Source organism: Streptomyces sp. NPDC044033 (assembly GCF_056434425.1).
This window is the reverse complement of the sequence record NZ_JBWKFF010000025.1, coordinates 52,526-77,665: the sequence shown is the minus strand read 5'-3', so window position 1 is coordinate 77,665 and position 25,140 is coordinate 52,526. Positions and strand designations below refer to the sequence as shown.

The following is a 25,140-nucleotide window of genomic DNA, read 5'->3' as shown; positions in this document are numbered from 1 at the left end:
CGCCTGCTCAGGCGGCTGATTCGATGGTGACCTTGACGTGCTTCATGATCGGCTGATCGCTCTGGGTGCTCTGGTCGACGAGCGCGCACAGCACGTTCATCTCGGGCATATAGCCGGCCGCGCAGCCGCGAGGGATGTCGTACGGGATGGCGAGGTAGCCATGGAGGTACCGGCGGCTGCCGTCCTTCGCCGTACTCGTGATGTCCACGGGGCCGAGGTCGTCGATGCCGCGGTCGCGCATGTCGGCGCGGTTCATGAAGACGAGCGTGCGCAGGTTCTTGACGCCCCGGTAGCGGTCGTTGTCGGAGTAGACGGTGGTGTTCCACTGGTCGTGCGAGCGCATGGTGCCCAGTGCCAGGGTGCCGGGGGCGGGGACGACGTCGGGGAGGGCGGCGGTGGAGAACTCGGCGCTTCCGGACGGAGTGAGGAAGACCAGTTCACGGGCCGGCTGCTTGATGCGGAAGCCGAGCGGCAGGCGCACGCGGCGGTTGAAGTCCTCGAACCCGGGAAGGGCCCGGGCCATGGTGTCGCGGATACGGTCGTAGTCCTCGATGTACCACTCCCAGCGCGTGGCGCTGTCGGGCAGCGCTGCGCGGGCCATGCCGGCGACGATGGCGGGCTCGGACAGCAGGTGCGGCGAGGCGGGCCGTTTCATGCCGATGGACAGGTGCACCATGCTCATCGAGTCCTCGACGGACGTGCTCTGGACGCCCTTGCGCTGATGGTCCTTCTCGGTACGGCCGAGGCACGGCAGGATGAGGGCCTGACGGCCGTGGACGAGATGGCTCCGGTTCAGCTTGGTGCTCACCTGCACGGTGAGGTCGCAGTTGCGCAGCGCGTCGCAGGTGACCACGGTGTCGGGTGCGGCGAGGGCGAAGTTGCCGCCCATGCCGACGAACACCTTCACCGCGCCGCTCCGCATCGCCTCGATGGTGCCGATGGTGTCCAGGCCGTGCTCGCGGGGCGGTTCGATCTCGCAGACCTCGGCGAGGCGGTCCAGGAACGCGTCGGCGGGGCGGTGATCGATGCCGCAGGTGCGATTGCCCTGCACGTTGCTGTGTCCGCGTACGGGGGAGGGGCCCGCGCCCTCCCGCCCCAGATTGCCGCGGAGCAGCAGCAGGTTGACGATCTCCCGGACGGTGTCGACCCCGTGCTCGTGCTGGCTGACGCCCAGACACCAGCTGACGATGGAGCGATCGGCCTCGCCGTACACGCGCGCCGCCTTGAGGATGTCGGCGCGGCCGAGACCGGACTGGTTCTCGATCTCCGCCCACGGCGTGGCCTCGCACAGCGCGCGGTACTCCTCGAATCCGGTGGTGTGGCGGTCGATGAATTCCCGGTCCAGCGCCTTGGGGTCGGTCGCGGACTGCTCCAGGACCGCCTTGGCCATGCCGCGCAGCAGGGCCATGTCGCCGCCGATGCGCACCTGGAGGTTGAGCGAGCTGGTCGGGGTCGACTTGAAGAGGGCCATGTCCGTGAAGTCGTGCGGAACGATGGTGCGGGTGGCCGCCGCCTCGACGAGCGGGTTGATGTGTACGATCCGGGTTCCGCGGCTGTGGGCCTCGGCGAGCGCGGTGAGCATCCGGGGCGCGTTGGAGGCGGCGTTGACCCCCAGGATGAACAGCGCGTCGGCGCTCTCCCAGTCCTTGAGGTCGACGGTGCCCTTGCCGGTTCCCAGGGCCGCCTGGAGGGCGCGGCCGCTGGCTTCGTGGCACATGTTGGAGCAGTCCGGCAGGTTGTTGGTGCCCAGTTCACGGGCCATCAGCTGGTAGAGGAACGTGGCCTCGTTGCCGAGCCGGCCCGAGGTGTAGAACGAGACCTGATCCGGGCTGTCCAGGCCGCGCAGTGAACCGCCGATCAGCTCGAACGCGTCCTTCCAGCCGATCGGGACGTAGCGGTCCGAATCCGGGTCGTAGACCATCGGCTCGGTCAACCGGCCCTGGTTCTCCAGGTCGTGGTCGCTCCAGCCGGACAGCTCGGTCACCGAGTGGGCGGCGAATAACTCGCGGCCGACCCGCTTGCGGGTCATCTCCCAGGTGACGTGCTTGATCCCGTTCTCGCAGATGTCCAGACGCAGCCCCTTGGTGTCGTCCGGCCACGCGCATCCGGGGCAGTCGAACCCGGTGTTCTCATGGTTCATCCGCATGATCGCCCGCGGGCCGTCCACCAGCGCGCCCTCGCGCACCAGGAAGCGGCTCACACTCTTGGCGGCGCCCCAGCCCGCGGCCGGATGGTGGTACGGGTGGAACTCCGGGCTCGCCCCGGGGGCGGGACCCGCTCCGGGCTCCCGGGGTTTCTGTCCGTCGGTGTCGGCGCTCAAGACTCTCGACCCTTCCACGTCCACCATGCGGCCATCATGCGCAAAACGGCACTTTCGGGCAGGCTATGTCTGTTGATTCACGCACGCCATTCGAGGCTCGGAGCGGTACGGGCCCCTGGCCATCGGGCCCGCCGGACCGGCCGTGGCGCGACCGGCCGGGGACGGCAACGTGCGCGACCGCCCGCCGATCGCCGCGCGGTCGCGCACGGCCCGCCAGGCCGGCGGCGCCCAAGGCGCGCCGCGTTCACCAGGCGTGGCAGTACTCGATGTGCAAGCGAGCGGGTACGTGCCGGCGGGTCCGCGCCCGTGACCACGGGCCGGGGGTGAACTCGACACAGAAGTGCCCGGCGCCCGGGTGGCGGTGCCGGTGTGACGGGGCCTGGTCGACGAGGTCGCGCAGCGCGGTGCCGTGCTCGCGGAACGCGGTGGAGCTGCCCACGATGAAGACGGTGTGCGCGGCGATGTCGAAGCCGAGGTGGTCGCGGTACGTCCGGTACTGCAGCCGCCCGTAGTCGATGGCGCTCGCGTCGGGAACGTCGTGGTCCGGGGTGGCCGCGGTGTGCGGTGCGCCGGTCCCGAGGCGGGCCCGGACCCCCTTCCACGCCGCGGGCGGGAACTGCAGGCTGTGGTGGACCAGGACGAGGTCCAGTGCGACCGGTTCGCGGTCGCTGACGACGCCGCCGGGAGCGGGGTTGGCCCGTATCGGCAGGTACACCAGCGACCGGGCGGACCGGGCGGCCAGCGCCCACATGGCGGCGAGCCGGGCGGCGCCCTCCCGGTCGGCGTACATCGACAGCCAATGCCCGTCGTCGCGCAGGGCCAGCCGCGCCGGGGCCGGGGCCGGCCGGATCACCCGGACCTCGCTGCCGTCCAGCGGGACCTTGTGTATGCGCACCCGCTGTTCCACGCGTCTCCTCGTACCTGTCGTCTGTCGCACTTTAGTACGACGGATCCGGCGTCGCCGAGGACGGTTGCGTGATCTGCCGTCAGGCGGTCGGCACCGTGCGCGCCGGTTCCTCCTGCGCGACCCGTGCCGCCGGGTGGGGCTCCGCGGCGCGCGGGCGGGCCCAGAGGTAGTACACGGGGGCCGTCACCGCCAGGCCGATCAGCCAGGAGAGGTCCGCGCCGCCCAGCGGGGCGACCAGGGGGCCCGTATAGAGGTCGGTGGAGACGAAGGGGAGCTGAACGGCGATGCCGATGGCGTACGACGAGAGGGCCGTGCGGTTGAAGCGGCCGTAGCGGCCTCCGTCGGCGGCGAAGAAGTCCGTCATCTCGTACCGCCCGCGGTGCACGAGATAGAAGTCGATCAGATTGATCGCGGTCCAGGGGATCAGCACGATCAGCAGGACGCTCACCAGGTTCACGAACCGCGAGACGAAGTCGTCGGACAGGCCGACCGCGATCAGCAGCGCCGCCGCCAGCACCGACCCGGAGACCGCACCGCGGGCCGTTCGGCGCGGTGTCCAGTGGGCGCGGAAGGTCTGGCCGATCGTGATGAGGGACAGCACGGCGCCGTAGAGGTTGAGGGCGTTGTGGTTGATCACGCTGAAGAGGAAGAGGACCAGCACGACGGGGCCGAACGCGCCCGCCGCGCTGTCGAAGCCCGCGACCGTGTCGTCGGCGCCCGGCGCGGCGAGCGCGACCACCGTGCCCGCCAGGAAGGACAGCGTCGAGCCGAGACACGAGCCGCAGTACGTCGCCCAGAACGTCGAGGGGGTGCGGACGGTACGGGGCAGATAGCGCGAGTAGTCCGATACATACGGGGCGAACGCGAGCTGCCACAGCGAACTCAGCGACACCGTCGCCAGCCAGCCGGCGAACGTGAAGCCGCCCCGGGTGAAGAAGTCGTCCGGCAGGCCGCGGAAGGCCACGACCGCGATGCCGACGGCGATGCCCAGGCCCAGCACCCAGGTCGCGATCTTGTTGAGGGTGTGGATCAGGCGGTAGCCGACCCAGCAGATCGCCGCCGAACCCAGCGCGCCCAGCACGATGCCCCCGTTGACGGGGACGCCGGGCGCGAGACCGTGCAGGGACTTCCCGGCCAGCACGATGTTCGACGCGAAGAAGCCCACGTACATGGCCGCCGCGACGACCACGATCACCAGCGCCCCGATCACCCCGAACTGCGCCCGGCTCTGGATCATCTGCGGCACGCCGAGCTGCGGACCCTGGGCCGAGTGCAGCGCCATGAAGACGCCGCCGACGAGCTGGCCGACGAGGATCGCGAGCACGCTCGACCAGAACGACTGATGGAAGACCTGCACCCCCATAGCGCCCGTGACCAGCGGCAACGGGGCGATGTTCGTCCCGAACCACATGGTGAACAGGTCTCTGACCCGCCCGTGGCGCTCATCGTCGGGGATGTGGTCGATCGTGTGCCGCTCCACCGTGGCGGGTGCGTCCGGCACGGCGGCCGCTTCGGCCGCGGCGGGGGTGTCGGGTGCGGATCCTCCGGGACCGGACATGCGGACTCCCTAGAACGTGAGGGGCGAAGAGCGCTGGGGTACTGCGGGTGGGCAGCGCGGGTGGGTCGGGTGGTTGGGAAGTCTCGAAGATTCCAAATCCCCGGTCAAACATTGTTTTCACGGGGGTTGCATCGGATTTCCAGATGTAAAAATCCGGGCATGCCCCATGACGCCAACTTCACCCTCGTGCAGCTGCGCTACTTTCTCGCCGCCGCCGAGCTCGGATCCATGACCGCCGCCGCCCAGCGCATCAACGTCTCGCAGTCCGCCGTCTCCACCGCCGTGACCCACCTGGAACGCGAACTCGGCGTCCAGCTCCTCATCCGCAGGCACGCCAAGGGGCTGGAGCTGACGGCGGCGGGCGAGCGCTTCCAGCACGAGCTGCGCGGCTTCCTCACGCACGCCGACGAGCTGGCCGAATCGGCGCGCAGCCTCGGCTCGGAACTGGTCGGCGACCTGGCCGTCGGCTGCTTCCAGACCTTCGCCCCCTTCTATCTGCCGCGCCTGCTGCGGGGGTTCGCCGAGCGCCACCCCGCCGTCCGCGTCGACGTGCACGAGGGCGACACCCCCGCCGTCCAGGGCCTGCTGCGGACCGGGCAGTGCGAACTGGGGCTGCTGTACGACCTTGAGCTCGACGCGGACATCGAGCACGAGGTACTGGCGATGGCGCCCCCGTACGCGCTCGTGCACGAAGGGCACCGGCTCGCGGGCAGCCGCCGGGTCAGACTCGCCGACCTCGGCGGCGAACCCATGGTGCTGCTGGACCTGCCGGTCAGCCGCGACTACTTCCAGTCCGCGGCGGCCAAGGCCGGGGTGCGCCCGAAGATCAGCCACCGCACCACGAACTACGAGACCGTGCGCTCCATGGTCGCCGCCGGATACGGCTGGTCGCTGCTCAACCAGCGGCCCGCGCACGACGGCACGTACGGCGGCTCCCGCGTCGTCTGCCTGCCCATCGCCGACCAGCTGCCGGCCCTCCCCGTCGTCCTCGCCAAGCTCCGCGGCGTACGCCTGACGGGGCGTGCGCAGGCGTTCGCCGCGACCTGCCGGGAGACCCTGCGCGGATAGCGCACGGCGGCCGCCCGCCCGCTGCATCTGTTCAACAGATGCAGGTGAGCAAAAAGATCTGCTTTACGGAACTATCCGGTCCGCCCATAGTGGTCCTCAGCCGAGCCCGCCAGAGTCGCCCGCCGGGCTCGTGGCACTCGCTCGCTCCACCGCAGTTCGCCCCACAGCACCGAGCGCCGAACCTGCTCCACCGCGCCGAGGGAGGCCGACCATGAGCATCGCCCCGGACCAACTCACCACCCCACGGCAGGACTTCATCGCGGCCATGGGCAATGCCGCGACCGGCGTCACCGTGGTCGCCACCGAGGGGCCCGCCGGCCGCTTCGCCCAGACCGTGAGCGCCATGTGCTCCGTCACCGCGGATCCGCCGTCGCTGCTCGTCTGCGTCAACGAACGCAGCCCGCTCGCCGAAGCCGCCGCCCGCAACGGCCACTTCGCCGTCAGCGTCCTGAGCGCCGAACAGGCCCATGTCTCCGACGTCTTCGCGGGCCGGCCCGGCGCCGGCGCACCGTACGACTTCACCTGCGCCGACTGGGACACCCTCGGCACCGGCTCGCCGCTGCTGCGCGGCGCCGCCGCCGTCTTCGACTGCCGACTCGGCGACGCCGTCGTCTCCGGCACGCACCGGGTCCTCTTCGGCGCCGTCACCGCCGCCGCCGTCTCCCCGGACGCCCTCCCGCTGGTGCACCACGCCCGCACCTACGGCACCCACCGCCCCCTCTGACGGCACCCGCCGCCCCCTCTGGCGGTGCCCGCCGCCCCCTCTGAGAGCCCAGGACAAGGAGTACGCAGATGATCCGCACCGGAGAGCAGTACCGCGAGTCGATCCGCGACGGCCGCGAGGTCTGGATGAACGGCGAGAAGATCAAGGACGTGCCCACGCACCCCGCCTTCAAGCCGCTCGTCGACATCCGGTCCCGGATCTACGACATGGCGCACGACCCCGAGACCAGCGCCGTCATGACCTACACGGACGAGGAGAGCGGCGAACTCAACGCCGTTCAGCAGAAGCCGCCCCGCACCCGCGAGGACTGGGAGGACAAGCGGGCCGCCACCGACGCGGTGCTCACCGACGCCGGCGGCGTCGTCACCCGCGTCGGCGACGAGACCATCGGCGAGGTGTGGTCCCTCATCGACGGCCAGGACGTCCTCAACCAGATCAACCCGGCCTATGCCGAGAACGTCAAGCGCCATATCGACCTGGCCTGCTTCGGCGACCCGTTCCACGTCTCCGCCAACACCGATCCCAAGGGCGACCGCTCCAAGCGCCCCCAGGACCAGGACCCCGACATGCTGCTGCACGCCGTGCGCGAGACGGACCGCGGCATCGTCGTGCGGGGCGCCAAGTACGAGACGGCCGCCGCCTACTCCAACCAGGCGTTCGCCAAGCCGACCATCGCCAACTGGGGCGACTCCGAACTCTCCGACTACGCCCTCGGGTTCATGCTCGACATGGGCGCCCCCGGGCTCAAGTACATCTGCCGCACCGGCTTCGCCGGCGGCGCCAAGCCCATCGAGGACTACCCCGTCTCCAACCGCTTCGACGAGGTCGACACCCTGGTCGTCTTCGACGACGTCGAAATCCCCTGGGAGAACATCCTCTTCTACCGCGACACCAAGGCCGCCACCTTCATCCGCGCCACCCTGCACCGCTACAGCGCCTACGCCTTCACCCAGCGCAACCTGCGCCTCGCCGACCTGATGATCGGCGCCGCGCTGTGGAACGTGAAGCAGACGGGACTGGAGAAGCAGCAGGCCGTACAGGAGAAGCTGGCCACGCTCGCCTGCTACCGCGAGGGCATCAACGCGCACCTCACCGCCGCCATAGCCATGGCGGAGCCCAGCCCCGGCGGGCTGCTGATGCCCAACCAGTCGCTCCTCTACACCGGCCGGGTGCTGGCCTGCTCGCAGCTCCACGAGATGATGCACATCGCACGCGAACTGTGCGGCGGCCAGATCTGCATCACCCCGGACAAGGCGTCCTTCGACGACCCCGAGACCGGGCCGTGGCTGGAGAAGTTCTACTCGGTCAACGAGCACTGGGTCGCGGAGGACCGCCGCAAACTCCTCGCGTACGCCCGCGACCTGCTGAACTCCGACTACGCGGGCCACCGGCTGACCTTCCAGCTCTTCGCGCAGTCGCCGCCGTTCGCCCACCTGGGCGCCGTCTACCGCAACTTCGGCTGGGACGGGCCGCTCGACCTGGTCAAGGACGCGGCCGGGCTCTCCGACAACGTGCTCGGCTCGCTGGGAAGGAAGGCCGCCAAGTGACCGTCCACGACCGCATCCGGCCCTTCGACACCGCGGCCACCTATCCCGAACAGGACCTCTCCAACGACCTCGCGCAGGCCGTCGTCGCCGAGGGCACCGTCTATCTGCGCGGCCAGATCGGGCAGAACATCGACAGCGCCGCGCGCGAGAGCGTCGGGGTCGGCGATGTGGCGGCCCAGGCCGAGCAGGCGATGGCCAACATCGCGATGCTGCTCGGAGAGTGCGGCAGCCGCCTCGACGAGATCGTCAAGATCACCGTCTATCTGACGGACATCCGGTTCCGCGAGCCCGTCTACCGCGTCATGGGCCGCTGGCTGAAGGGCGTCCACTACGTCTCCACCGGCCTCGTCGTCTCCGCGCTCGCCCGGCCCGAGTGGCTCGTCGAGATCGACGCCACGGCGGTGATCCCCGCGGAACGGCGCGCCGAAGCGGCCGCCGCGCGCGCCGCGGCCGTGCGGAAGGGGGAGGGGGCATGACCTTCTCGATCGCCGCCCGCTGCGCACGCACCGGACAGTTCGGGGTCGCCGTCACCTCCTCGTCGCCCGCCGTCGCCGCCCGCTGCGCGTACGTCAGGGCGGGGGTGGGCGCGGTCTGCTCGCAGAACATCACCGACCCCCGGCTCGGCGCCCGCCTGCTCGACCTGTTGAAGGGCGGTGCGTCCGCCGCCTCCGCGATCCGCGAGACCGCGCGCGCCGAACCGCACATCCCCTACCGGCAGCTGACCGCCGTCGGGGCCGACGGGCCGGGCGCCGCGTACTCCGGGGCGCACACCCTGGGCCGGCACGCGGAGGCCACCGGCCCCGACGCGGTCGCCGCCGGCAACCTCCTCGCCGACCCCGGCGTGCCGCGGGCCGTCCTCGACTCCTTCGCCGCCGACCCGGCGGCCCCGCTCGCCCGACGCCTCGTCGACGCGCTCGGCGCGGGCGCGGCGGCGGGAGGGGAAGAGGGCCCGGTGCGCTCGGCCGGGCTGCTCGTCAGCGGCGACGTGCCGTGGCCGGTGACGGACCTCCGCATTGACTGGACCGACGGCGACCCGATCGCCGAACTGGCCGCGCTGTGGAAGCTCTGGGAGCCGCAGGAACAGCTGTACGTCCAGCGCGCGCTCGCCCCGGGCGAGGCGCCCTCCTTCGGCGTGCCGGGGGACGCGTGAGCACGGGGGAGCGCAGGGGGTCCGGGGAGCGGGCGGGCTCCGGGGAAAGCACGGGAGCGGAGGCACGTACGAGCTCCGTAGGGCGTGCGGACTCCGAGGGACGTACGGGCTCCGTGGGGCGTACGAGCTCCGGGGGACGTACGAGCGGAATCCGCCGTGCCGTCGCGGCGGCGGCCGACGACGTGCTGGCCCTCAGCCACCGCATTCACGCGCACCCGGAGGTGGCCTGGGAGGAGGAGAAGGCGGCCCGCTGGACGGCCGGGGCGCTGGACGACCTCGGCTACACCGTCCGGACCGGCACCGCCGGGCTGCCCACCGCCTTCACCGCGACCGCCGGAACCGGGCCGCTGCACATAGGGATCTGCGCCGAGTACGACGCGCTGCCCGGACTCGGCCACGCCTGCGGCCACAACATCATCGCTTCGGCCGCGGTCGGCGCGGCCGCGGGGCTGGCCCCCTTCGCCGACGAACTCGGCCTGACCGTCACGGTCTTCGGCACCCCGGCGGAGGAAGGCGGCGGCGGCAAGATCCTGATGCTGGAGCGCGGCGCCTTCGACGGGGTGCACGCCGCGATGATGGTCCACCCCGGGCCCGTCGACGTCGCGGAGGCGGACCCGTTCGCCGTCGCCCATCTCAAGGTCCGCTACCACGGCAAGGCCGCGCACGCCGCCGCCTACCCGGAGCAGGGCCGCAACGCGGCGGACGCCTTCACCCTCGCCCAGGTCGCGATCGGTCTGCTGCGCCAGCAACTGCCGGGAGGGACACGGGTGCACGGCATGCTGACGCGCGGCGGCGAGGCGCCCAACGCCATCCCGGAGCTGACGGAGGGCCGCTGGTACGTACGCGCGGAAACCCTGGAGCACCTCGACGAACTGCGCCCGCGCGTCGAGCGCTGCTTCGAGGCGGGCGCGCTGGCGACGGGGTGCGAGCTGGAGATCGAGCCGGAGAGCCGCCCGTACTCGGAGTTCCGCAACGACGCGGGGCTGCTCGCCGTCTACCGGCGCACCGCCCAGGAACTGGGCCGCCGCTTCGAGGCGGGCACCCCGGCGGCCCGGATGAACCGCGCCTCGACCGACATGGGCAATGTGTCGCGCGTCCTGCCCGCCATCCACCCCTATCTCGGCATCGGTTCGCTGCCCGCCGTCAACCACCAGAAGGAGTTCGCCGCGCACTGCGTCGGCGGCGAGGCGGACCGCGCCGTCCTCGACGGGGCCACGGCGATGGCGCTGACGGCTGCGGCGGTGGCCTCGGACGCGGGGGAGCGGGGGCGGCTCATCGGCTGAGGGGCTGTCCGGCGTCCGTCGGCCGATGACAGTTCGGCGCGCTCGGGCCAGGGGTACGACCCAGGCTCTCAGGTGGCCGGGCCGGACACGGCCGCAGCGCGCGGCGCGTCCGGGCCGGTGCCGTGCGCGGGTGCGGGGTTCGCGGCGACTGCCGCGGCCGCGAACGAGGCGACAAGGGGACGGCGGTCGAGCTCGGGCCATGCGACGACGATCCGGCTGGTGCTCGCGTCGGTCACCGGGAGGCACACGAGCCCCGCGGGGACGGGTTCGACGAGCGAGCGGGGAAGGACCGCGACCATGCGCCCGAGGGCGATCAGGTGCGTCATCTGTGTCACGTCCACGACCTCTGGCCCGGTTCCGCCGTCGGGGACGCCCTTCCAGCGCGGCATCGTCTCGCCGTCGAGATCGGCCATCCGCAGCTCGGTGCGCGAGGCCAGCCGGTGGTCGGCGGGGAGGATCGCGACGCGCCCCTCGATGTAGAGCGTCTCGTGGGCCAGGCCCTTGAGATCGTCGAAGGGCACGTACAGCAGCGCCACATCCGCTCGGCCGTCACGCAGGTAATCGACCCGGTCCGTGCCGCCGCTGAACAGGATGTCCACCCTGCGCGCGTCGGGCCGGCGCGCGTACGCGGCGAGGATCCCGGACAGCAGGTTGGCATCGCCCCCCGGCTTGATCACCAGGCGTAGACGCGCCTCGGCGTCACCGGCCCGCCGCGCACTGTGGACCGCGGCGCTGACCGCGTTCACCGCGTGGCGACCGTGCTGGAGCAACGCCTCACCGGCCGGCGTGAGCGAGACATGACGGCTCGACCGTACGAGCAGCCGCACCCCGAGCCGCGTCTCGACCCGCCGGATCGCCTTCGACAGCGCCGGCTGCGCGATCGACAGCCGGACGGCGGCACGGCCGAAGTGCAGCTCCTCGGCGACCGCGATGAAGTACTCAAGCTCTCGGGTCTCCAGGTCGGCCATGCCTTCAGGTTATCGCTGAAGGCCGCACCGGGATCAGCTTCCGTCCGCGTCCGCTGACCGACGGCCTCGTGATCGACTGAGCTCACGTGACCTGCGGGGAAGCGGGCGGGCACGTCGCCGCTCATGGCTGACCGCCGGCCGCGCCGGACCGGCCCTGCGCCAGGGGGGCGGTGCGGCGGCGCCGCGTGTGACGCATACGGCCTGCTCGGCGATGCCCTCCGCGACCGGACCGGCGCTGCTCAGCGAGCGGAAGCGGACCGGGGCGGCTCAGCCCACCGCCTGCTTCACGAGCGCGCTGATGCGCGCTTCCGCCTCGGCCGTCACCTCGGTCAGGGCGAAGGCGGCCGGCCACATCGTGCCCTCGTCCAGCTTCGCCAGGTCGCTGAACCCGAGCGTCGCGTAGCGCGCCTTGAACTTCGCCGCGCTCTGGAAGAAGCAGACGATCTTGTCGTCGAGCGCGTAGGCGGGCATTCCGTACCAGAGCTTCGGGGCGAGCGCCGGGGCGGCGGCCGTGACGATGGCGTGGACGCGCTCGGCCATGATCCGGTCCGAGTCCCCCATCTCGGCGATCTTCGCGGTGACGTCCCGCTTCGCCTCCTCCGCCTTGTCCGCGCGCGAACCGCGGCGGGACGCCTTCTTCAGCTCTTGGGCGTGGTCCTTCATCGCGGCCCGCTCTTCGGCCGTGAATCGCTTCTGCGTGCTGCCTTCGGCGCTGCTCATGGCAGATCTCCCCTTGAGGATTCTGAAGTGCTCGATCGTGGGCGCGGATTCGGGCACGGCGATGCTGCACCGGCCCCCGCCACCGGCTCGTCGCCGTACCGATGACCTCCGAAAACTGAGCGTAGCCCCGGGCACTGACAACGGCGCGCCGCGTGCCGCGAGGGGAGGAGCCATGGCCGATCTTCGTGCCGCCCGTTAGCCTCGGCCTTTTACGAGGCGGGTTGTCCGGTCCTTGACCACATGGCGGAGGAGCGCGTCCGGCCCGGGGCGAAGGGGCTTGTGCAGGGGCCTGTTCGTCGTCGGGGAAGGCGCACTCCTCGGACGAAGAAGAGTGAAGAGCATCGAGCCGTACCCGCGTGTCCGCATTGTCGGCGGTGGTCGCGGGGCCGTTGCGCGGGCCGGGTCGGAGTGTCGGTCACGTGCGGTCCGTAGGACCGTGGGCGACCAGACCGTATGCGCCGCGTTCGCCCCGTGGCGGGAGCCGCCGGCTGTCCAAGGAGTCGTACGTTGCTTCCGTTTCTCGGCGTGCAGGGGATCACCGAAACCGTCTACCGGGCCATGCTCAAGCACCAGGAGCTGTCCGTCGAAGAACTCGCCACCCATCTCTCACTGTCCACCGACGACATACGCGCCGCTTTAGACGTGCTCTTCGACTTCAGACTGCTGAAGGAGTCCTATGAGAGCCCCGGCCAGCTTTTCGCCGTCGACCCCATTGTGGGTCTTCAGGAACTGCTGGCCCAAGAGCGGCACGAACTGCTCGAACGGCAGCAGCGGATCGCCGACAGCCAGCAGCTGATCACCCGCATGCTGGCCGAGAGCGGGCGGCAGACCGTCCACGACCGGGCCGGTGACGAGTACGGCACCGAGCGACTCGACGGCGTCCAGGCCGTGCGGCAACGGATCGAACAGCTCTCGTGCAACGCCTCCCGAACGGTGGCGACCTTCATGCCGGGCGGCGCCCAGTCACCGTCGTCGCTGGCGGCCGCGCGCCGCAACGACGCATCGGTTCTCCGACGCGGAGCGGCCGTCCGCACCGTCGGGCTGGACGCCACCCGCCGCGATCCGGTCACCCTTGAGTACGCCCGGTGGCTCACCGGCCACGGCGGTGAGTTCCGTACGACGGCGAGCCTGCCGCCGGGCATGGTCCTCGTCGACGACTCGGTCGCCCTGCTGCCCATCGACCCCGCCGACCCCCGCGAAGGCGCGCTCTGCCTGACCAGAACGGGCGTCGTCGCCTCACTGGTCGCGCTCTTCGAGTGCGTCTGGAATGTCGCCACCCCGCTGGGCGCGGACCGCGAGACCAGCCGGACCGGTCTGTCCGAGCAGGAGCGCGAACTGCTCCTGCTCATCGCGCAAGGGCACACCGACGAGTCCGCTGCCGCGCAGCTCTTCATCTCGCCCCGCACCTCCCGGCGCATGATGGCTTCGATCATGGAGCGCCTGGGCGCGCGCAGCCGCTTCGAGGCGGGCGTCAAGGCCGCACAGCACGGCTGGCTCTGACCCCGGCCCCCGCGGACTCCTCGCCGTCGGCCCGGCTGGGCCGGATTCGCCGGGCCGGGCCGGGCCGACGGCGAGGACGTACGGGCGGGGCTCCGCGCTCACCTCGGCGGGTGTGAGCGGAGGCCCCGGCCGTAAGGCGACCGGGGCCGGGACCCTGGCGGGACAGCGGGCCCGGTCAGCGGTCCTGGTCGGCTCCGCGGTCAGATCCGCTCCGTGATCAGCGTGGTCAGCCGGTCCAGCCCCGTCTCTATCTGATCTGTCGTCAGGTAGCTGCATGACAGCCGCATCTGCCGCGCCGCCACCTCGCTGTCGTGGAAGTGGCGCATCGGCGTGAACAGCACGCCGTGCTGGTTCGCCGCTATGTCGAGCAACTCGTCGGTGACCGGGAACGGCACCGTCAGACCCACGAAGAAGCCACCGGCGGGCGTGTTCCAGCGGACCCCCGCCAGGCCGTCGAGGCGTCGGCTCAGCCCGCGCAACAGGCAGTCGAGGTTGCGGCGGTAGATGCCGATCTGTCGCTCGTTGGCCCGCAGCAGGCTGCCCCCGTGCTCCAGCAGCATGCCGCCGACCAGGGCCTGGCTCACCGCCGGGGTATTCACGGTGAGCATGCTCTTCGCCTTCGACAACTCGTCGGCCAGCAGCCCGCCCTCCGGTCCCGCGATCCGCTGGTCCGCCACGGCGAAACCCACCCGGGCGCCGGGGAAGCACGTCTTCGCCAGCGACCCGAGATAGACCACGTGCTGCCCCGTGTCGAGCGCCTTCAGGGTCGGCGGCCGCTCGCCCTCCACGGCCTGGAAGAACCCGTACGGATTGTCCTCCAGCAGGAGCAGATCGTGCTCGGCGGCGATCTCCAGCAGCCGGTGGCGGCTGCGTACGGTCATGCTGAGGCCGCTCGGATTGGAGAAGTCGGGCACGAGGTAGAGCGCCCGGGGCCGCAGCCCCTCGGCACGGGCGGCCGCGATCCGGGCGAGCAGGTCGTCCGGGTCCACACCGTCCTGGCCCTCGCCGACCGGATGGACCGGGAAGTCCAGCAGGCGGGCGGCGCCGGTCAGCCCGACGTACGTGGGCGCCACGGCCAGCAGCACATCGCGGTCGGTGGCCCGCAGGGCGCGCAGCACCAGCCAGAGCGCCTCCTGGGCTCCGACGGTGACCAGGACGGCCTCCGGGTCCACGGTGATCCCCTCGTCCACGGCGAGCTGCCGCGCGATGAGTTCGTGGACGATGCCCTTGGTGCGGCCGTACTGGAACAGCTCCCGATGGACCCGCGTACGGTCGTAGCCCTTCGTCCCGGTCAGATAGGCGGCGTAGGCGTCGAGGTAGCGATGCAGGTCGGCGAGGTCGAAGGTGTCCTCGCACGGCCGGCCGGGCGCGAAGGAGATCGCGTCCGGGAACCGGTTCGCCACCTCGTTGAGGAAGTTCATCGACAGCAGCGCGGGGTCGCGGAGCGAGGCGTGCAGGTCCGCCGGGTCGAGCCGGACGGACGCGGCGGGTTCGACCGTCGTCATCGGACACCCCCTTCATACGCGCGGCCGCCCGGCACCCGTGCCGTCAGCAGCCGGACGGCGGCGAGGTCGGCGCAGCCGGAGAGCTCCAGGGCGGAGCGCAGTTCCGCGCCGAGCAGGTCGAGGACCTTGCGCACGCCCGCCTCGCCCCCGGCGGCCAGCCCCCACAGGGCGGGCCGGCCGAGCAGGACGCCGCTCGCGCCCAGCGCCAGTGCCTTGAGTACGTCCGTACCGCCGCGGATTCCGCTGTCCAGCAGGACCCGGCAGCGGCCCGGCACCGCCTCGCGCACCGCCGGCAGCATGTCCACGCTGGCCACGGCGGAGTCGAACTGGCGGCCGCCGTGGTTGGAGACCACCACGGCGTCCGCGCCGAGGTCGGCGGCGAGTACGGCGTCTCGGGGGTCCATGACCCCCTTCACGATCAGCGGCAGCCGGGTCCTCTCCCGCAGCAGGGTGAGGTCGTCCCAGCTCAGCCCGGCCGCGAAGGTCCGGGCCGTGTGCTCGGCCACGGCGGAGACACCGGGCCGCCGGTCATGGGTCACCTGGACGCTCGCCGGGTCCAGGTTGGCGGCCGCCACATCGGTCGGCAGGGCGAAGCCGTTGCGCAGGTCCCGCAGCCGTCGCCCCATCCGGGGCACGTCCACGGTGACGACCAGCGCCGAGCAGCCCGCTTTCTCGGCCCGTAGCACCAACTCGGCCGTGGCGCCTGGATCGCGCAGGCAGTACAGCTGGAACCAGGTGATACCGCCCAGCGCGGTGACGGACTCGATCGGCCGGCTGCTGAGCATGCTCAGGGCGAACGGCACCCCGGCCGCCGCTGCCGCCCGAGCCGTCGCGAGCTCGCCGTCCGCGTGCGCGAGCTGCTGATACGCCATCGGCGCGACCGCGACCGGCAGTGCGGCAGTCGGCGCGCCGGGCAGCTCCGCCTCGGTGTCGCAGCCGGAGGCTCCGGACAGTACGCGGGGTACGAGCCCGATCCGGTCCAGGGCCGCCCGGTTGGCCGCGAGGGTCAGTTCGGCGTCGCCGCCGCCCGCGATGAAGTCCCAGACCTCGGGGGGCAGCACCCGCTCGGCGATCGCCGCGAACTCCGCCACGGACACCGGCGCCGAACCGGCCGCGGTGGTCTGCGTCCGGCCGCTCACCGGGACTCACCCTCCGACGCCAGCCGCTCGGCCTCGACCGCCTCGTAGAGGGCCTTGATGTTGCCGCTGCCGAACGTACGGGCGCCGAAGCGCTCGATCACCTCGTAGAACAGCGTGTTGCTCGGGTGGGTGGAGCGGGTGAAGAGCTGGAACAGCTGGCCGTCGTGGTCCTCGTCCACCAGGATGTTCCGGTCACGCAGCCGAGCGGTGGTGTGCCTGGCCAGGTCGAGCCGGCCGGGCAGCATGGCGTAGTAGGACTCCGGGACGGACAGGAAGCCGACGCCGCGCTCGCCCAGCGTGCCGACCGTCGTGACGATGTCCGCGGTGGAGAAGGCGAGATGCTGCACTCCGGGGCCGCCGTGGTCCTTGACGAAGCGGTTGATCTGGCCGGGCGCGGCGGTGGCGACCGGCTGAATCAGGGTGAAGGTGATCTCACCGGAGGGGCTCTGGACCACCTTCGACTCCATCGCCTGCGCCCCCACCTCGATGTCCTCGGTGAAGGTCATCCGGAAGCCGAGCACCCGGGTGTAGAACTCCACCGTGCCATCGAGGTCGCCGGACTCCAGGCAGACCGCGAAGTGGTCGATGTCCGTGAGGAGTTCATCCGGCGGGAGTTCGCCCGGCGGCAGGGCGTCCGAGCCCTCCGGGGCGGTGTCCGGGAGAGCGGTGAAGGCCGGTGGCACCGCGGACGAGCCGGCCTCGGCGAGGGTGTGCACCACGTCCCCGAAGCCCGCGATCACCGCGGTGGTACGGCCGTCCGGATGCCGGGACGGCGGGGCGACCGGGACCGCCCCGCGCTCCACGGCGCCGGCGAACGCCAGGGGCACGTCGGGCACGGTGAGCGCGATGTCCGCCACGGCGTCTCCGTGAGCCCGGACGTAATCGGCCGCCGGATGGCTTTCGGTGCGGGCCTGAGTGAGTACGAGGGTGATCCGGCCCTGCTGAAGGGCGAGGGAGTCGCTCTCCGGTGAGTTCGCTCGGGCCACCGGGCGGAAGCCGTAGAGGTCGGTCATCTCGGCCGAGGCCGCCGCCAGATCGGCGACGCGGAACTCGACATGGCCAAGGCCGAAATCGGGCGCGTAAGTCATGACAGAACCATTCGTCGGGCAGTGGGGATGCCGGGGAAGGGACGGGGTGAACGCCGGGATTCGCGCGGGACGGGCGAAGGCCCGTCGGGGCGGGACAGGATGGAGGGCCGCCACGCGGCGGTGGTCGAGGGCGCCCAGTGCGGGCCCCGGTCGTCGCCGTCGCCGGTCAGGGCGACGGCCTGGCCGGGACGCGCCGGGCGCAGGGGCGGCGAATTCGCGTGTCGGGTGGTCAGAAATCCGGATTCTCGGGTGCTTGCCTGAGCGCGGCGACCTCCCAGCCGCGCAGGACAGGCGATGACGCCAGCGCCCGTCGGCAGATCGCCGTGGTCGCGTCGGCCGCTGCCGCGCTGTCGAGCCGGCTGTAGAACCCGAGATGGATGAAGCAGCCGCCGGACCGGATGCTCACGTGCTCCAGTTGGGCCTCCGGAGTGGCGAATACCCACATCACATCCGAGATCTCGGCGGCCAACGGCTCGCTTGCCGGATGCCGGCCGCGCGGGGCGAGCGTGACCATGATGAGACGCATAAGACGGTTCGACCGAATCGGATGGCCGGACTATGCGGCGGACGTGGTCGGCCCGCCATCCCGGAACAGGCCGACTTCGTCACTCGCGCCGGCGCCGTGGAGATACGTGGAGTTCATGCTCGTACCGACTGGGATGAGCGCTGTCGGCATGACCAGTGCGGTGATGGCGGTTCCAGGAATCCGAGTGGAAAGCGGCATGGAAATACCCCAGGAAATAGTCAGGTCGATTGGCCTTTCGAGCGGGAGGCCCGGTGACCGGCCCTCCCGGACCGCCGTTCCCCTTGATCAATAGTCACCCGGGACCGAGAGCCCCGGGAAGACGGAACAGACGGCCGGAACCGTCCAGGCCGCTTTGAGCCAACTGGTTGGGGCACCGGGCCCGCCCATCCGTTCCCTGCGCGCCGACGGGCGCGAAGCCCGCTGGGTGCGAAGTCCGCTGGGTGCGAAGCCCGCCGCGGCGACGCCGCCCCGGCCTCGACGCGTGCGCACCGGCATACCGCCGGAGCTCCGAAAGGCGTCAGCCCACCCACTTCCGCAGCAACGCCTCGCGCTCCGGCCCCCGCGGCGACGCCCCCTGCCACGCACGGCCCCACTCCGACATCTCCGCCAGCGTCGTGGCCATCGTCGCCTCGCCCTCCGTGAGGCGGGACAGGAGGGTTCGGGAGAGAGCGACCTCTGCCGGGGGGTAGCCGACGGCCGCGGCAGTGAAAGCGGCCAACTCGCGGGTACCAGCGGCTGTCTCCACGCGCACCGTCATCATCGGCGGTGCCTCGTCCACCCGGCCCGGGCCGTTGGGCAGAGCCAGGTTCACCGCCACGTTCAGAGCCATCCCCTTGAACACGCCGACCTGCCGCATCAGGGATTTGACGGGGACGTCCGCCACCGTCAGGGCGCGCACGTCCTCCCATAGGCAGAGGCCGGACTGCCTGTCGCCCAGGGCCATCACGCCCTCGGGGGCCAGGCGTACCCCGGGAGCCGGAGCGGACGGCTTCGCGCCTACGTACACATCACCCTGCGCGATCCAGAACAGGCCCACCATGGCCATGGGTTGCTCACTTCCCCCGGCGACAGCACCGCCGCCGTGGCGCACATCAAAATGATCAGGTCGTCCCCCGCGACGCGCGAAGGAGCCGGGAGGTTCGCGCTTCCCGGCCCCTACATGGTGCCCGAACCGCTGAGGGATGTCTCTCCGGACCGGCCCGTACCGCTCAGTCTGCCGTCAGTGGGAATCCGGCTGGAGAGGAGCACGGAATTGTTGAGCGGCCATCCCGGAACTCGTAACCTGTTGGACGGAAAGAACGGTGCTCCGGGCATGGCCGCGCACGTGTTCACCCGGATTCCTTTCGTCCGCCCCGGCCGGGCAGCGAAGACGCACGGATTTCCCCCGTACGGCACGCCGAATGATGTCATCCGCTCCCGGACTCTTTACGGCCCGGGAGCCTCAGCGACGGGAGGAACCTCTCATGGTGATAGTGATGGCTCCGGAGGCCACACAGGAGGAAATCGACGCCATAGTCGATCTGGTGCGTACGGCCGGCGGTGACGCCTTCGTCAGCCGTGGGGTGACGCGCACGATCGTCGGGCTGGTCGGGGATGTGGACGCGTTCGAGGCGCTCAATCTGCGCAGCCGGGCCGGGGTGCTGGACGCGGTGCGGATTTCGGTGCCGTACAAACTGATCAGCCGGGAGCATCATGCGAACCGCTCGGTGGTCAGGGTCGGCGGGGTGCCGATCGGTCCGGACACCTTGACCGTGATCGCGGGGCCGTGCGCGGTCGAGTCGCCGGAGCAGACGCTGGCCGCGGCGCGGATGGCCCAGGCCGCCGGGGCGTCGCTGCTGCGCGGCGGGGCGTTCAAACCGCGCACCTCGCCGTACGCGTACCAGGGGCTCGGCGAGGCCGGACTGCGCGTCCTCGCGGACGTACGGGCCGAGACCGGGCTGCCGGTGGTCACCGAGGTGATCGACGCGGCCGGTGTCGATCTGGTGGCCTCCTACGCGGACATGCTCCAGGTCGGCACGCGCAACATGCACAACTTCGCGCTGCTCCAGGCGGTGGGCGCGGCGGGCAAGCCGGTGCTGCTCAAGCGGGGTTTCGGGGCGACGGTCGAGGAATGGCTGATGGCCGCGGAGTACATCGCGCAGCGCGGCAACCTCGACATCGTGCTGTGCGAGCGGGGTATCCGCACCTTCGAGACCGCGACCCGCAACACCCTCGACATCAGCGCGGTGCCGCTGGCCCAGCGGCTGTCCCATCTGCCGGTGATCGTCGACCCCTCGCACTCGGCCGGCCGCCGGGAGCTGGTGCTGCCGCTGACCCGGGCGGCCCTCGCGGCCGGTGCGGACGGCGTGATGATCGATGTGCATCCGGAGCCGAAGAGGGCGCTGTGCGACGGTGACCAGGCGCTGGTGGACGCCGACATCGAGGACATCGCGAGCGCCATCGAGATGCTGACGCCGCTGATGGGCCGTACCCTCGCCCGGCCGGTGGCACGGGGAGAGGTGAGTGCCGTCGCCCTGTAGCCGGAGGTACGCCGGGGGCTGGCCGACCGTTGCCGGGGGCGTCTGCGGATGGTCCGGCAGGGGCCCCTTCGGGGCACACCGCGCGCCCGGCCTGCCGCAGTCCCCAAACTCCTGGCGGGCGCTCGCGGAACCGCGCCTACCAGGAGCTTTCTCCGCGCGCCTCCGGAAACGTGAGGCGGACGGCGACGGGCACAGGGCCGGCCGGCCGCGTCGGTTCGGCTCCGGGCCCTCGTCGGCGCATCGATCCGAGTTCCGGCAGGGCCGTGCTACCGCGTACGGTCCGCGCTGCCACGTACGGTCCGTGCTACCGCCTACGGTCCGAGCGAACGTACAACTCTCGGGCCGAGGCGACGTTTTGGCACCCTGCCAGCCCCAACGCGTCCCTCAGCTCCTCGGCCAGCAGATCGAGCACCCGCCGGACGCCGCTCTCCCCGCCGGCGGCCAGGCCCCACACCGGCGGGCGGCCGACCAGCACGCCGGACGCGCCGAGAGCCAGCGCCTTGAGCACGTCCGTACCGCCGCGTACCCCGCTGTCCAGCAGGACTTCGCAGCGGTCGCCGACGGCCTCCACCACCTCCGGCAGCGCCTCGACGCTGGGCACCGCACTGTCCAACTGCCTGCCTCCGTGGTTGGACACCACGACCGCGTCCACCCCCGACTCCACGGCGAGAAGCGCGTCTTCGGGGTCCAGGATGCCCTTGAGGATGAGCGGAAGGCGGGTACGGGCCCGCAGCTCGGCCACGTGCGACCAGGTGAGGGCCGGGGAGAACGCCCGGCCGGTGTGGACGGCCACCGCCGAGGCGTGGGCCGCGTTCCGGTGCGCCGCCGAAGCGGCTCCGGCGTCCAGATGGGCGGCGCGCACATGGTCCGGCAGCGCGAATCCATTGCGCTCGTCCCGCAGCCGGCGGCCCATCCACGGCACATCGACGGTGAGCATCAGCGCCTCGCACCCGGCGTCCTCGGCCCGGCGCGCGAGATCCAGGGACCGCCCGTCCTCGTGGAGCCAGTAGAGCTGGAACCATACGGAACCGCCGACGGCGGTCAGCTCCTCGACCGGCACGCTGCTCAGCGTGCTCACGGTGAACGGCACGCCCGCCGCCTTCGCCGCGCGGGCGGTCGCCGACTCGCCTTCGGGGTGCACCAGCCGCTGGTACGCCACTGGGGCGACGGCTACCGGCATACGGGCCGGTCGGCCCAGCAGCGTGGTGTCCGTCGCGCACCGCGAGACATCGCGCAGCACCCGCGGCCGTACGAAGATCCGGTCGAACGCCTCGCGGTTGGCGGCCAGCGTCCGCTCCCGGCCGCTGCCGCCCGCGACGAAGTCCCGTACGTCCGGGGGCAGCACCGCGGCGGCGGCCCGCTCCACGTCGTCCAGAGAGCGGAGCGTCGCGGGCTCCGGCCCGCTATCGAAGGGCACGCCGCCCCCGTGCGCTCCAGTTCCGCGTCTCGGTCGCGAGGCCGTGGAGGAAAGTCGTCCGTTTCGGTGCGTCGGTCATGGGCGTCCTGTCACGCAGGGGAGCACTTGAGCGAATGATGGGGAACGCAATGCCGGTCGGGCCCGATGCTACGTCTGCCCTCATGCATTCCGCACCTGTCAGGATTGATGCCGGGGCGCTACCGTGACTTCCCGCAGGTGGGTTTCTTGGGGTTGTGCTGCCCTTGGCTGCTGCCCATACCTGTCCGGGATGAACAGTCATCGCTGTGCGGGTGTTTCCGGGCGATAGTCTCGGTGCGGTGTGCAGTGCCTTTTCCGCCCGCGAGCCGCCGCCCCGCGAGCCGTCATCTGTGAGTTGTCGTCCTCTGCGAGAAGGAATCCATCCATGGAAAACGCGCGACCGGACATCGCACTCGCCGAGTTGAACGCGGCCACGCTGCACGCATCGCTGGGCGATGCGTCGATGGAGTCCATGAATCTGCTGAACCAGATCGCCGGAGCGTATCCGGAAGCCATCTCGTTCGCGGCCGGGCGCCCCTATGAGGGGTTTTACGAGGTGGCGCAGGTACATGAATACCTGCGGGTCTTCTGCGATCACCTCAGAGCCGAACGCGGAATGACGGACGCCCAAGTGGCCCGTACGCTCTACCAGTACGGCGACACCAAGGGAATCATCACCGACCTCGTCGCGCGCAGCCTCGCCGTGGACGAGGGCATCGAGATCGACCCCCGGTCCGTGGTCGTCACGGTCGGCTGCCAGGAGGCGATGTTCCTGGTACTGCGCGCGCTGCGCGCCGACGACCGGGACGTACTGCTCGCCCCGAGCCCCACCTACGTCGGACTGACCGGCGCCGCGCTCCTCGCCGACCTGCCGGTACGGACGGTGCGCACCGGTGAGTTCGGGATCGACCTGGACGACCTCCTGGTCCGATTGCGTGCCGCGCGGAGCGAGGGAAAGCGGGTCCGCGCCTGCTATGTGACGCCGGATTTCGCCAATCCGGTGGGCGTGAGCATGAAAACCTCCGACCGGCACCGGCTGCTGGAAATCGCCGAGGCCGAGGACATCCTGCTGCTGGAGGACAATGCGTACGGGCTGTTCCACAGCGGGCCCGACCGGCCGCCCACTCTCAAAGCCTTGGACCGCCGGCGCCGTGTCGTATATCTGGGTTCATTCGCCAAGACCGGTGTACCGGGCGCGCGGGTGGGCTATGTGGTCGCCGACCAGCGCGTGACCGGCGGTGACGGCGACGGCGGCGGGAGTGGCGGAGACAGCAGGCTGTTCGCCGACGAACTGTCGAAAATCAAGAGCATGCTCACCGTGAACACCTCGCCCATCGGCCAGGCGGTGATCGGCGGAAAGCTGCTCAGCAACGGTTGCAGCATGATCGCCGCCAATCTCCGCGAGGCGGCCGTATACCGGGACAATCTGAACCGAGTGCTGAACGGGCTGGCCAAGCGGCTGGGCGACCGCGCCGGAGTCTCCTGGAACGCGCCGACGGGCGGGTTCTTCGTGGTGCTCACCGTCCCGTTCACCGTCGACGACGAATTCCTGGAGTACGCGGCCGGCCGCTACGGCGTGCTGTTCACGCCGATGCACCACTTCTACGGCGCTTCGGCGGGCTTCCGCCAACTGCGCCTGTCGATCAGCACCCTCACCCCGGACCGTATCGAACAGGGCCTGGACCGGCTGGCCGAGCTGATCGACGAGCGGCTGCGGGCGGCCTGAGACCGCTGCGGGCCGGTGGACGGCGGGGCGAGCGGCGCCCGGGAAGCCATGTGTTGCCTACGCGATCTGTAGGGGGAAGCCGAGAGCGGCCGGCCTGGCGACGCACCCGCCCCGGCCGACCGCTTCTCCATCCGCCCCGATCCGCCGTCCCCGCTCAGTGCAGGCGAACGAGAGCCTCGGGCCCCACCGGGTGCGCGGGCCCGCGTCCGTCCAGGAGCCGTAGGACCTCGTCGGCCGCGCTCGCCCCCAGTCGGAGGCGGCCCTCTGCCGTGCCCGCCGCCTGGTGCGGGGTGAGCAGCACATTGGGCAGGGACCGGAAGGGGTGGCCCAACGGGAGCGGCTCCGTGTCGAAGACGTCGATCGCCGCGTCGAGCCGGCCGCCGCGCACCTCGGCGAGCAGCGCCTCCTCGTCCACGAGCCTGGAGCGCGCGGTGTTCACGAGGCCCGCCCCGTCCGGCATCGAGGCCAGCCGTCGCGCGTCGAGGAGCCGTCGGGTCGCCTCGGTCGCGGGGGCGTGGACCGCTACCACCCGGCTGCCCCGAAGCAGCCGGTCGAGCGAGACGCGGCGTACGCCCAGCCGCTCGGCCTCCTCGGCGCCCAGGAAGGGGTCGCTGACCGAGACCCGGGCGCCCAGCGCGCGGACCAGCGCGATGTAGGCGCGGCCCGTGCGCGAGGCGCCGATCACTCCGATCTCGCTCCCGTGGATCTCGTGCCGGGGCGGGGCCGTGCTCGCGGTCTCCCAGTCCGCGCCCGAGCGCAGCGCGTGGTCGAAGCGGTGCACGCGATGCAGCAGCGCGAGGGTGAAGACGAGCGCGACCTCGGCGACCGGGCGGGCCATCGCGTCCCCGGCCTGCGTCACCCGGATGTTCCGCTTGTACATCGGGAGTTGGTCGGGGACGAGGTAGACGACGTCGGGTCCCTTGCCGGAGGCGATGGCGGTCGCGAGCGCGGTGTCGCGGTTGGCCCACGGGAAGGTCTCCACCTTCACCGTGATCCCGGCGTGCCGCTTCTCGAACTCCTTGACCAGCCCGTTCCAGTACGCCTTGTTCTTCGCCTCGTCGAAGATCACCGGGTAGGTCCACATCGTGATGGTGCGGCTGTCGCTCCCGCGGCCCGAGCCGCAGCCGGCGACCGCGGTGGCGGCCAGAGCGGCGGCGAGCGCCGAGGCGGCCGCCGAGCGCCGTCTGCGGCGCCGGCCGGCCGGGGCCGAGGCCCGGGATGTGAGGGGCATGAGTGGTGCCTCCGAAGGGAGCGGTGGTGGGTCGGCGAGCTGGGGCGCTACGGGCTATGGCCTTTGGGCCCCTACGGGTGCGGGCACTGCGGGCCCGGACCCGCGCCTGGGTCCGGGCCCGGGCCCGGGAGGGGGGGGGGAGGGGGGGAAGGGAGACGCGCCGTAGAGGACGACGACGCAGTTCGTCGAGGTCTCGGAGGCCCACGGGGGGCGATCTTACCAGATG

21 protein-coding genes are annotated in these 25,140 nt (G+C 71.5%); 9 read left to right on the top strand and 12 right to left on the bottom strand.

What is annotated here, in order from left to right; all coding sequences use genetic code 11:
• Nucleotides 1-7 precede the first annotated feature (7 nt).
• The 3 genes from AC07AB_RS33600 to AC07AB_RS33590 all read right to left on the bottom strand — a co-directional run bounded on the left by AC07AB_RS33600 (nucleotide 8) and on the right by AC07AB_RS33590 (nucleotide 4,785).
• On the bottom strand, nucleotides 8-2,347 hold the full coding sequence (locus AC07AB_RS33600; RefSeq protein ID WP_478575149.1) for an FdhF/YdeP family oxidoreductase: 2,340 nt from the start codon (nucleotides 2,345-2,347) through the stop codon (nucleotides 8-10).
• A gap of 217 nt (nucleotides 2,348-2,564) precedes the next feature.
• Nucleotides 2,565-3,215, bottom strand: coding sequence for a hypothetical protein (locus tag AC07AB_RS33595; protein ID WP_478575147.1), 651 nt, complete (start codon nucleotides 3,213-3,215; stop codon nucleotides 2,565-2,567).
• A 91-nt stretch (nucleotides 3,216-3,306) separates the two neighbouring features.
• The gene (locus AC07AB_RS33590; RefSeq protein ID WP_478575145.1) at nucleotides 3,307-4,785 is read right to left on the bottom strand and encodes a purine-cytosine permease family protein; all 1,479 of its coding nucleotides are present in this window, start codon (nucleotides 4,783-4,785) and stop codon (nucleotides 3,307-3,309) included.
• Between the two features lie 159 nt (nucleotides 4,786-4,944).
• Between AC07AB_RS33590 and AC07AB_RS33585 the strand changes: the two genes are divergently transcribed.
• The 6 genes from AC07AB_RS33585 to AC07AB_RS33560 all read left to right on the top strand — a co-directional run bounded on the left by AC07AB_RS33585 (nucleotide 4,945) and on the right by AC07AB_RS33560 (nucleotide 10,557).
• Nucleotides 4,945-5,853: a LysR family transcriptional regulator gene (locus AC07AB_RS33585; RefSeq protein ID WP_478575142.1), complete on the top strand. Its 909-nt coding sequence runs from the start codon at nucleotides 4,945-4,947 to the stop codon at nucleotides 5,851-5,853.
• A 211-nt stretch (nucleotides 5,854-6,064) separates the two neighbouring features.
• A complete protein-coding gene (locus tag AC07AB_RS33580; protein ID WP_478575139.1) occupies nucleotides 6,065-6,577 on the top strand; it encodes a flavin reductase family protein in 513 nt (170 codons plus the stop codon).
• Between the two features lie 68 nt (nucleotides 6,578-6,645).
• On the top strand, nucleotides 6,646-8,124 hold the full coding sequence (locus tag AC07AB_RS33575; protein WP_478575136.1) for a 4-hydroxyphenylacetate 3-hydroxylase family protein: 1,479 nt from the start codon (nucleotides 6,646-6,648) through the stop codon (nucleotides 8,122-8,124).
• Nucleotides 8,121-8,600 carry a RidA family protein gene (locus tag AC07AB_RS33570; RefSeq protein WP_478575133.1) on the top strand — a complete coding sequence of 160 codons (480 nt, stop codon included), beginning with the start codon at nucleotides 8,121-8,123 and terminating at the stop codon, nucleotides 8,598-8,600. Before AC07AB_RS33575 ends, AC07AB_RS33570 begins: the two co-directional genes overlap by 4 nt.
• Complete coding sequence (locus AC07AB_RS33565) at nucleotides 8,597-9,274, top strand: DUF1028 domain-containing protein (protein WP_478575130.1); 678 nt, start codon at nucleotides 8,597-8,599, stop codon at nucleotides 9,272-9,274. Before AC07AB_RS33570 ends, AC07AB_RS33565 begins: the two co-directional genes overlap by 4 nt.
• Nucleotides 9,275-9,387: 113 nt before the next feature.
• Complete coding sequence (locus AC07AB_RS33560; RefSeq protein ID WP_478575127.1) at nucleotides 9,388-10,557, top strand: M20 family metallopeptidase; 1,170 nt, start codon at nucleotides 9,388-9,390, stop codon at nucleotides 10,555-10,557.
• A 68-nt stretch (nucleotides 10,558-10,625) separates the two neighbouring features.
• Here the strand turns inward: AC07AB_RS33560 and AC07AB_RS33555 are convergent, their stop codons facing one another.
• The gene (locus AC07AB_RS33555) at nucleotides 10,626-11,525 is read right to left on the bottom strand and encodes a LysR family transcriptional regulator (RefSeq protein ID WP_478575124.1); all 900 of its coding nucleotides are present in this window, start codon (nucleotides 11,523-11,525) and stop codon (nucleotides 10,626-10,628) included.
• Between the two features lie 267 nt (nucleotides 11,526-11,792).
• A complete protein-coding gene (locus AC07AB_RS33550; protein WP_478575122.1) occupies nucleotides 11,793-12,245 on the bottom strand; it encodes a hypothetical protein in 453 nt (150 codons plus the stop codon).
• A gap of 507 nt (nucleotides 12,246-12,752) precedes the next feature.
• Here AC07AB_RS33550 and AC07AB_RS33545 point away from each other — a divergent pair.
• Complete coding sequence (locus AC07AB_RS33545; protein WP_478575119.1) at nucleotides 12,753-13,745, top strand: helix-turn-helix transcriptional regulator; 993 nt, start codon at nucleotides 12,753-12,755, stop codon at nucleotides 13,743-13,745.
• Between the two features lie 200 nt (nucleotides 13,746-13,945).
• On the opposite strand, the gene AC07AB_RS33540 is transcribed toward AC07AB_RS33545, so the two are convergent.
• The 5 genes from AC07AB_RS33540 to AC07AB_RS33520 form a co-directional block, all read right to left on the bottom strand.
• Nucleotides 13,946-15,250 (bottom strand): aminotransferase-like domain-containing protein, encoded by a 1,305-nt coding sequence (locus AC07AB_RS33540; protein WP_478575117.1) that lies wholly within the window; start codon nucleotides 15,248-15,250, stop codon nucleotides 13,946-13,948.
• Nucleotides 15,247-16,389, bottom strand: a complete 1,143-nt coding sequence (locus AC07AB_RS33535; protein WP_478575115.1) for an alpha-hydroxy acid oxidase — start codon at nucleotides 16,387-16,389, stop codon at nucleotides 15,247-15,249. Before AC07AB_RS33535 ends, AC07AB_RS33540 begins: the two co-directional genes overlap by 4 nt.
• On the bottom strand, nucleotides 16,386-17,477 hold the full coding sequence (gene hppD, locus AC07AB_RS33530) for a 4-hydroxyphenylpyruvate dioxygenase (protein ID WP_478575112.1): 1,092 nt from the start codon (nucleotides 17,475-17,477) through the stop codon (nucleotides 16,386-16,388). Before hppD ends, AC07AB_RS33535 begins: the two co-directional genes overlap by 4 nt.
• Nucleotides 17,478-17,706: 229 nt before the next feature.
• A complete protein-coding gene (locus tag AC07AB_RS33525) occupies nucleotides 17,707-17,991 on the bottom strand; it encodes a hypothetical protein (protein ID WP_478575109.1) in 285 nt (94 codons plus the stop codon).
• Between the two features lie 529 nt (nucleotides 17,992-18,520).
• On the bottom strand, nucleotides 18,521-19,048 hold the full coding sequence (locus AC07AB_RS33520; RefSeq protein ID WP_478575106.1) for a hypothetical protein: 528 nt from the start codon (nucleotides 19,046-19,048) through the stop codon (nucleotides 18,521-18,523).
• Between the two features lie 418 nt (nucleotides 19,049-19,466).
• On the opposite strand from AC07AB_RS33520, the gene aroF reads away from it, so the two are divergent.
• Complete coding sequence (gene aroF / locus AC07AB_RS33515) at nucleotides 19,467-20,522, top strand: 3-deoxy-7-phosphoheptulonate synthase (RefSeq protein WP_478575103.1); 1,056 nt, start codon at nucleotides 19,467-19,469, stop codon at nucleotides 20,520-20,522.
• A 304-nt stretch (nucleotides 20,523-20,826) separates the two neighbouring features.
• Here the strand turns inward: aroF and AC07AB_RS33510 are convergent, their stop codons facing one another.
• Entirely contained in the window at nucleotides 20,827-21,939 is a 1,113-nt protein-coding gene (locus AC07AB_RS33510; RefSeq protein WP_478575101.1) for an alpha-hydroxy acid oxidase, read from the bottom strand.
• A 403-nt stretch (nucleotides 21,940-22,342) separates the two neighbouring features.
• Here AC07AB_RS33510 and AC07AB_RS33505 point away from each other — a divergent pair, with 403 nt between their 5' ends.
• A complete protein-coding gene (locus AC07AB_RS33505) occupies nucleotides 22,343-23,683 on the top strand; it encodes an aminotransferase-like domain-containing protein (protein WP_478575098.1) in 1,341 nt (446 codons plus the stop codon).
• Between the two features lie 154 nt (nucleotides 23,684-23,837).
• Here the strand turns inward: AC07AB_RS33505 and AC07AB_RS33500 are convergent, their stop codons facing one another.
• Entirely contained in the window at nucleotides 23,838-24,914 is a 1,077-nt protein-coding gene (locus AC07AB_RS33500; RefSeq protein ID WP_478575095.1) for a hydroxyacid dehydrogenase, read from the bottom strand.
• Nucleotides 24,915-25,140: the final 226 nt, after the last annotated feature.

Excerpts from the sequence above, each read along its gene's own strand:
- AC07AB_RS33600 (WP_478575149.1), bottom strand. The coding sequence starts at position 2,347 with ATGGTGGACGTGGAAGGGTCGAGAGTCTTGAGCGCCGACACCGACGGA.
- aroF (WP_478575103.1), top strand. The coding sequence starts at position 19,467 with ATGGTGATAGTGATGGCTCCGGAGGCCACACAGGAGGAAATCGACGCC.
- AC07AB_RS33505 (WP_478575098.1), top strand. The coding sequence starts at position 22,343 with ATGGAAAACGCGCGACCGGACATCGCACTCGCCGAGTTGAACGCGGCC.
- AC07AB_RS33590 (WP_478575145.1), bottom strand. The coding sequence starts at position 4,785 with ATGTCCGGTCCCGGAGGATCCGCACCCGACACCCCCGCCGCGGCCGAA.
- AC07AB_RS33500 (WP_478575095.1), bottom strand. The coding sequence starts at position 24,914 with ATGCCCCTCACATCCCGGGCCTCGGCCCCGGCCGGCCGGCGCCGCAGA.
- AC07AB_RS33525 (WP_478575109.1), bottom strand. The coding sequence starts at position 17,991 with ATGGTCACGCTCGCCCCGCGCGGCCGGCATCCGGCAAGCGAGCCGTTG.
- AC07AB_RS33585 (WP_478575142.1), top strand. The coding sequence starts at position 4,945 with ATGCCCCATGACGCCAACTTCACCCTCGTGCAGCTGCGCTACTTTCTC.
- hppD (WP_478575112.1), bottom strand. The coding sequence starts at position 17,477 with ATGACTTACGCGCCCGATTTCGGCCTTGGCCATGTCGAGTTCCGCGTC.
- AC07AB_RS33580 (WP_478575139.1), top strand. The coding sequence starts at position 6,065 with ATGAGCATCGCCCCGGACCAACTCACCACCCCACGGCAGGACTTCATC.
- AC07AB_RS33575 (WP_478575136.1), top strand. The coding sequence starts at position 6,646 with ATGATCCGCACCGGAGAGCAGTACCGCGAGTCGATCCGCGACGGCCGC.
- AC07AB_RS33565 (WP_478575130.1), top strand. The coding sequence starts at position 8,597 with ATGACCTTCTCGATCGCCGCCCGCTGCGCACGCACCGGACAGTTCGGG.
- AC07AB_RS33520 (WP_478575106.1), bottom strand. The coding sequence starts at position 19,048 with ATGGCCATGGTGGGCCTGTTCTGGATCGCGCAGGGTGATGTGTACGTA.
- AC07AB_RS33540 (WP_478575117.1), bottom strand. The coding sequence starts at position 15,250 with ATGACGACGGTCGAACCCGCCGCGTCCGTCCGGCTCGACCCGGCGGAC.
- AC07AB_RS33550 (WP_478575122.1), bottom strand. The coding sequence starts at position 12,245 with ATGAGCAGCGCCGAAGGCAGCACGCAGAAGCGATTCACGGCCGAAGAG.
- AC07AB_RS33555 (WP_478575124.1), bottom strand. The coding sequence starts at position 11,525 with ATGGCCGACCTGGAGACCCGAGAGCTTGAGTACTTCATCGCGGTCGCC.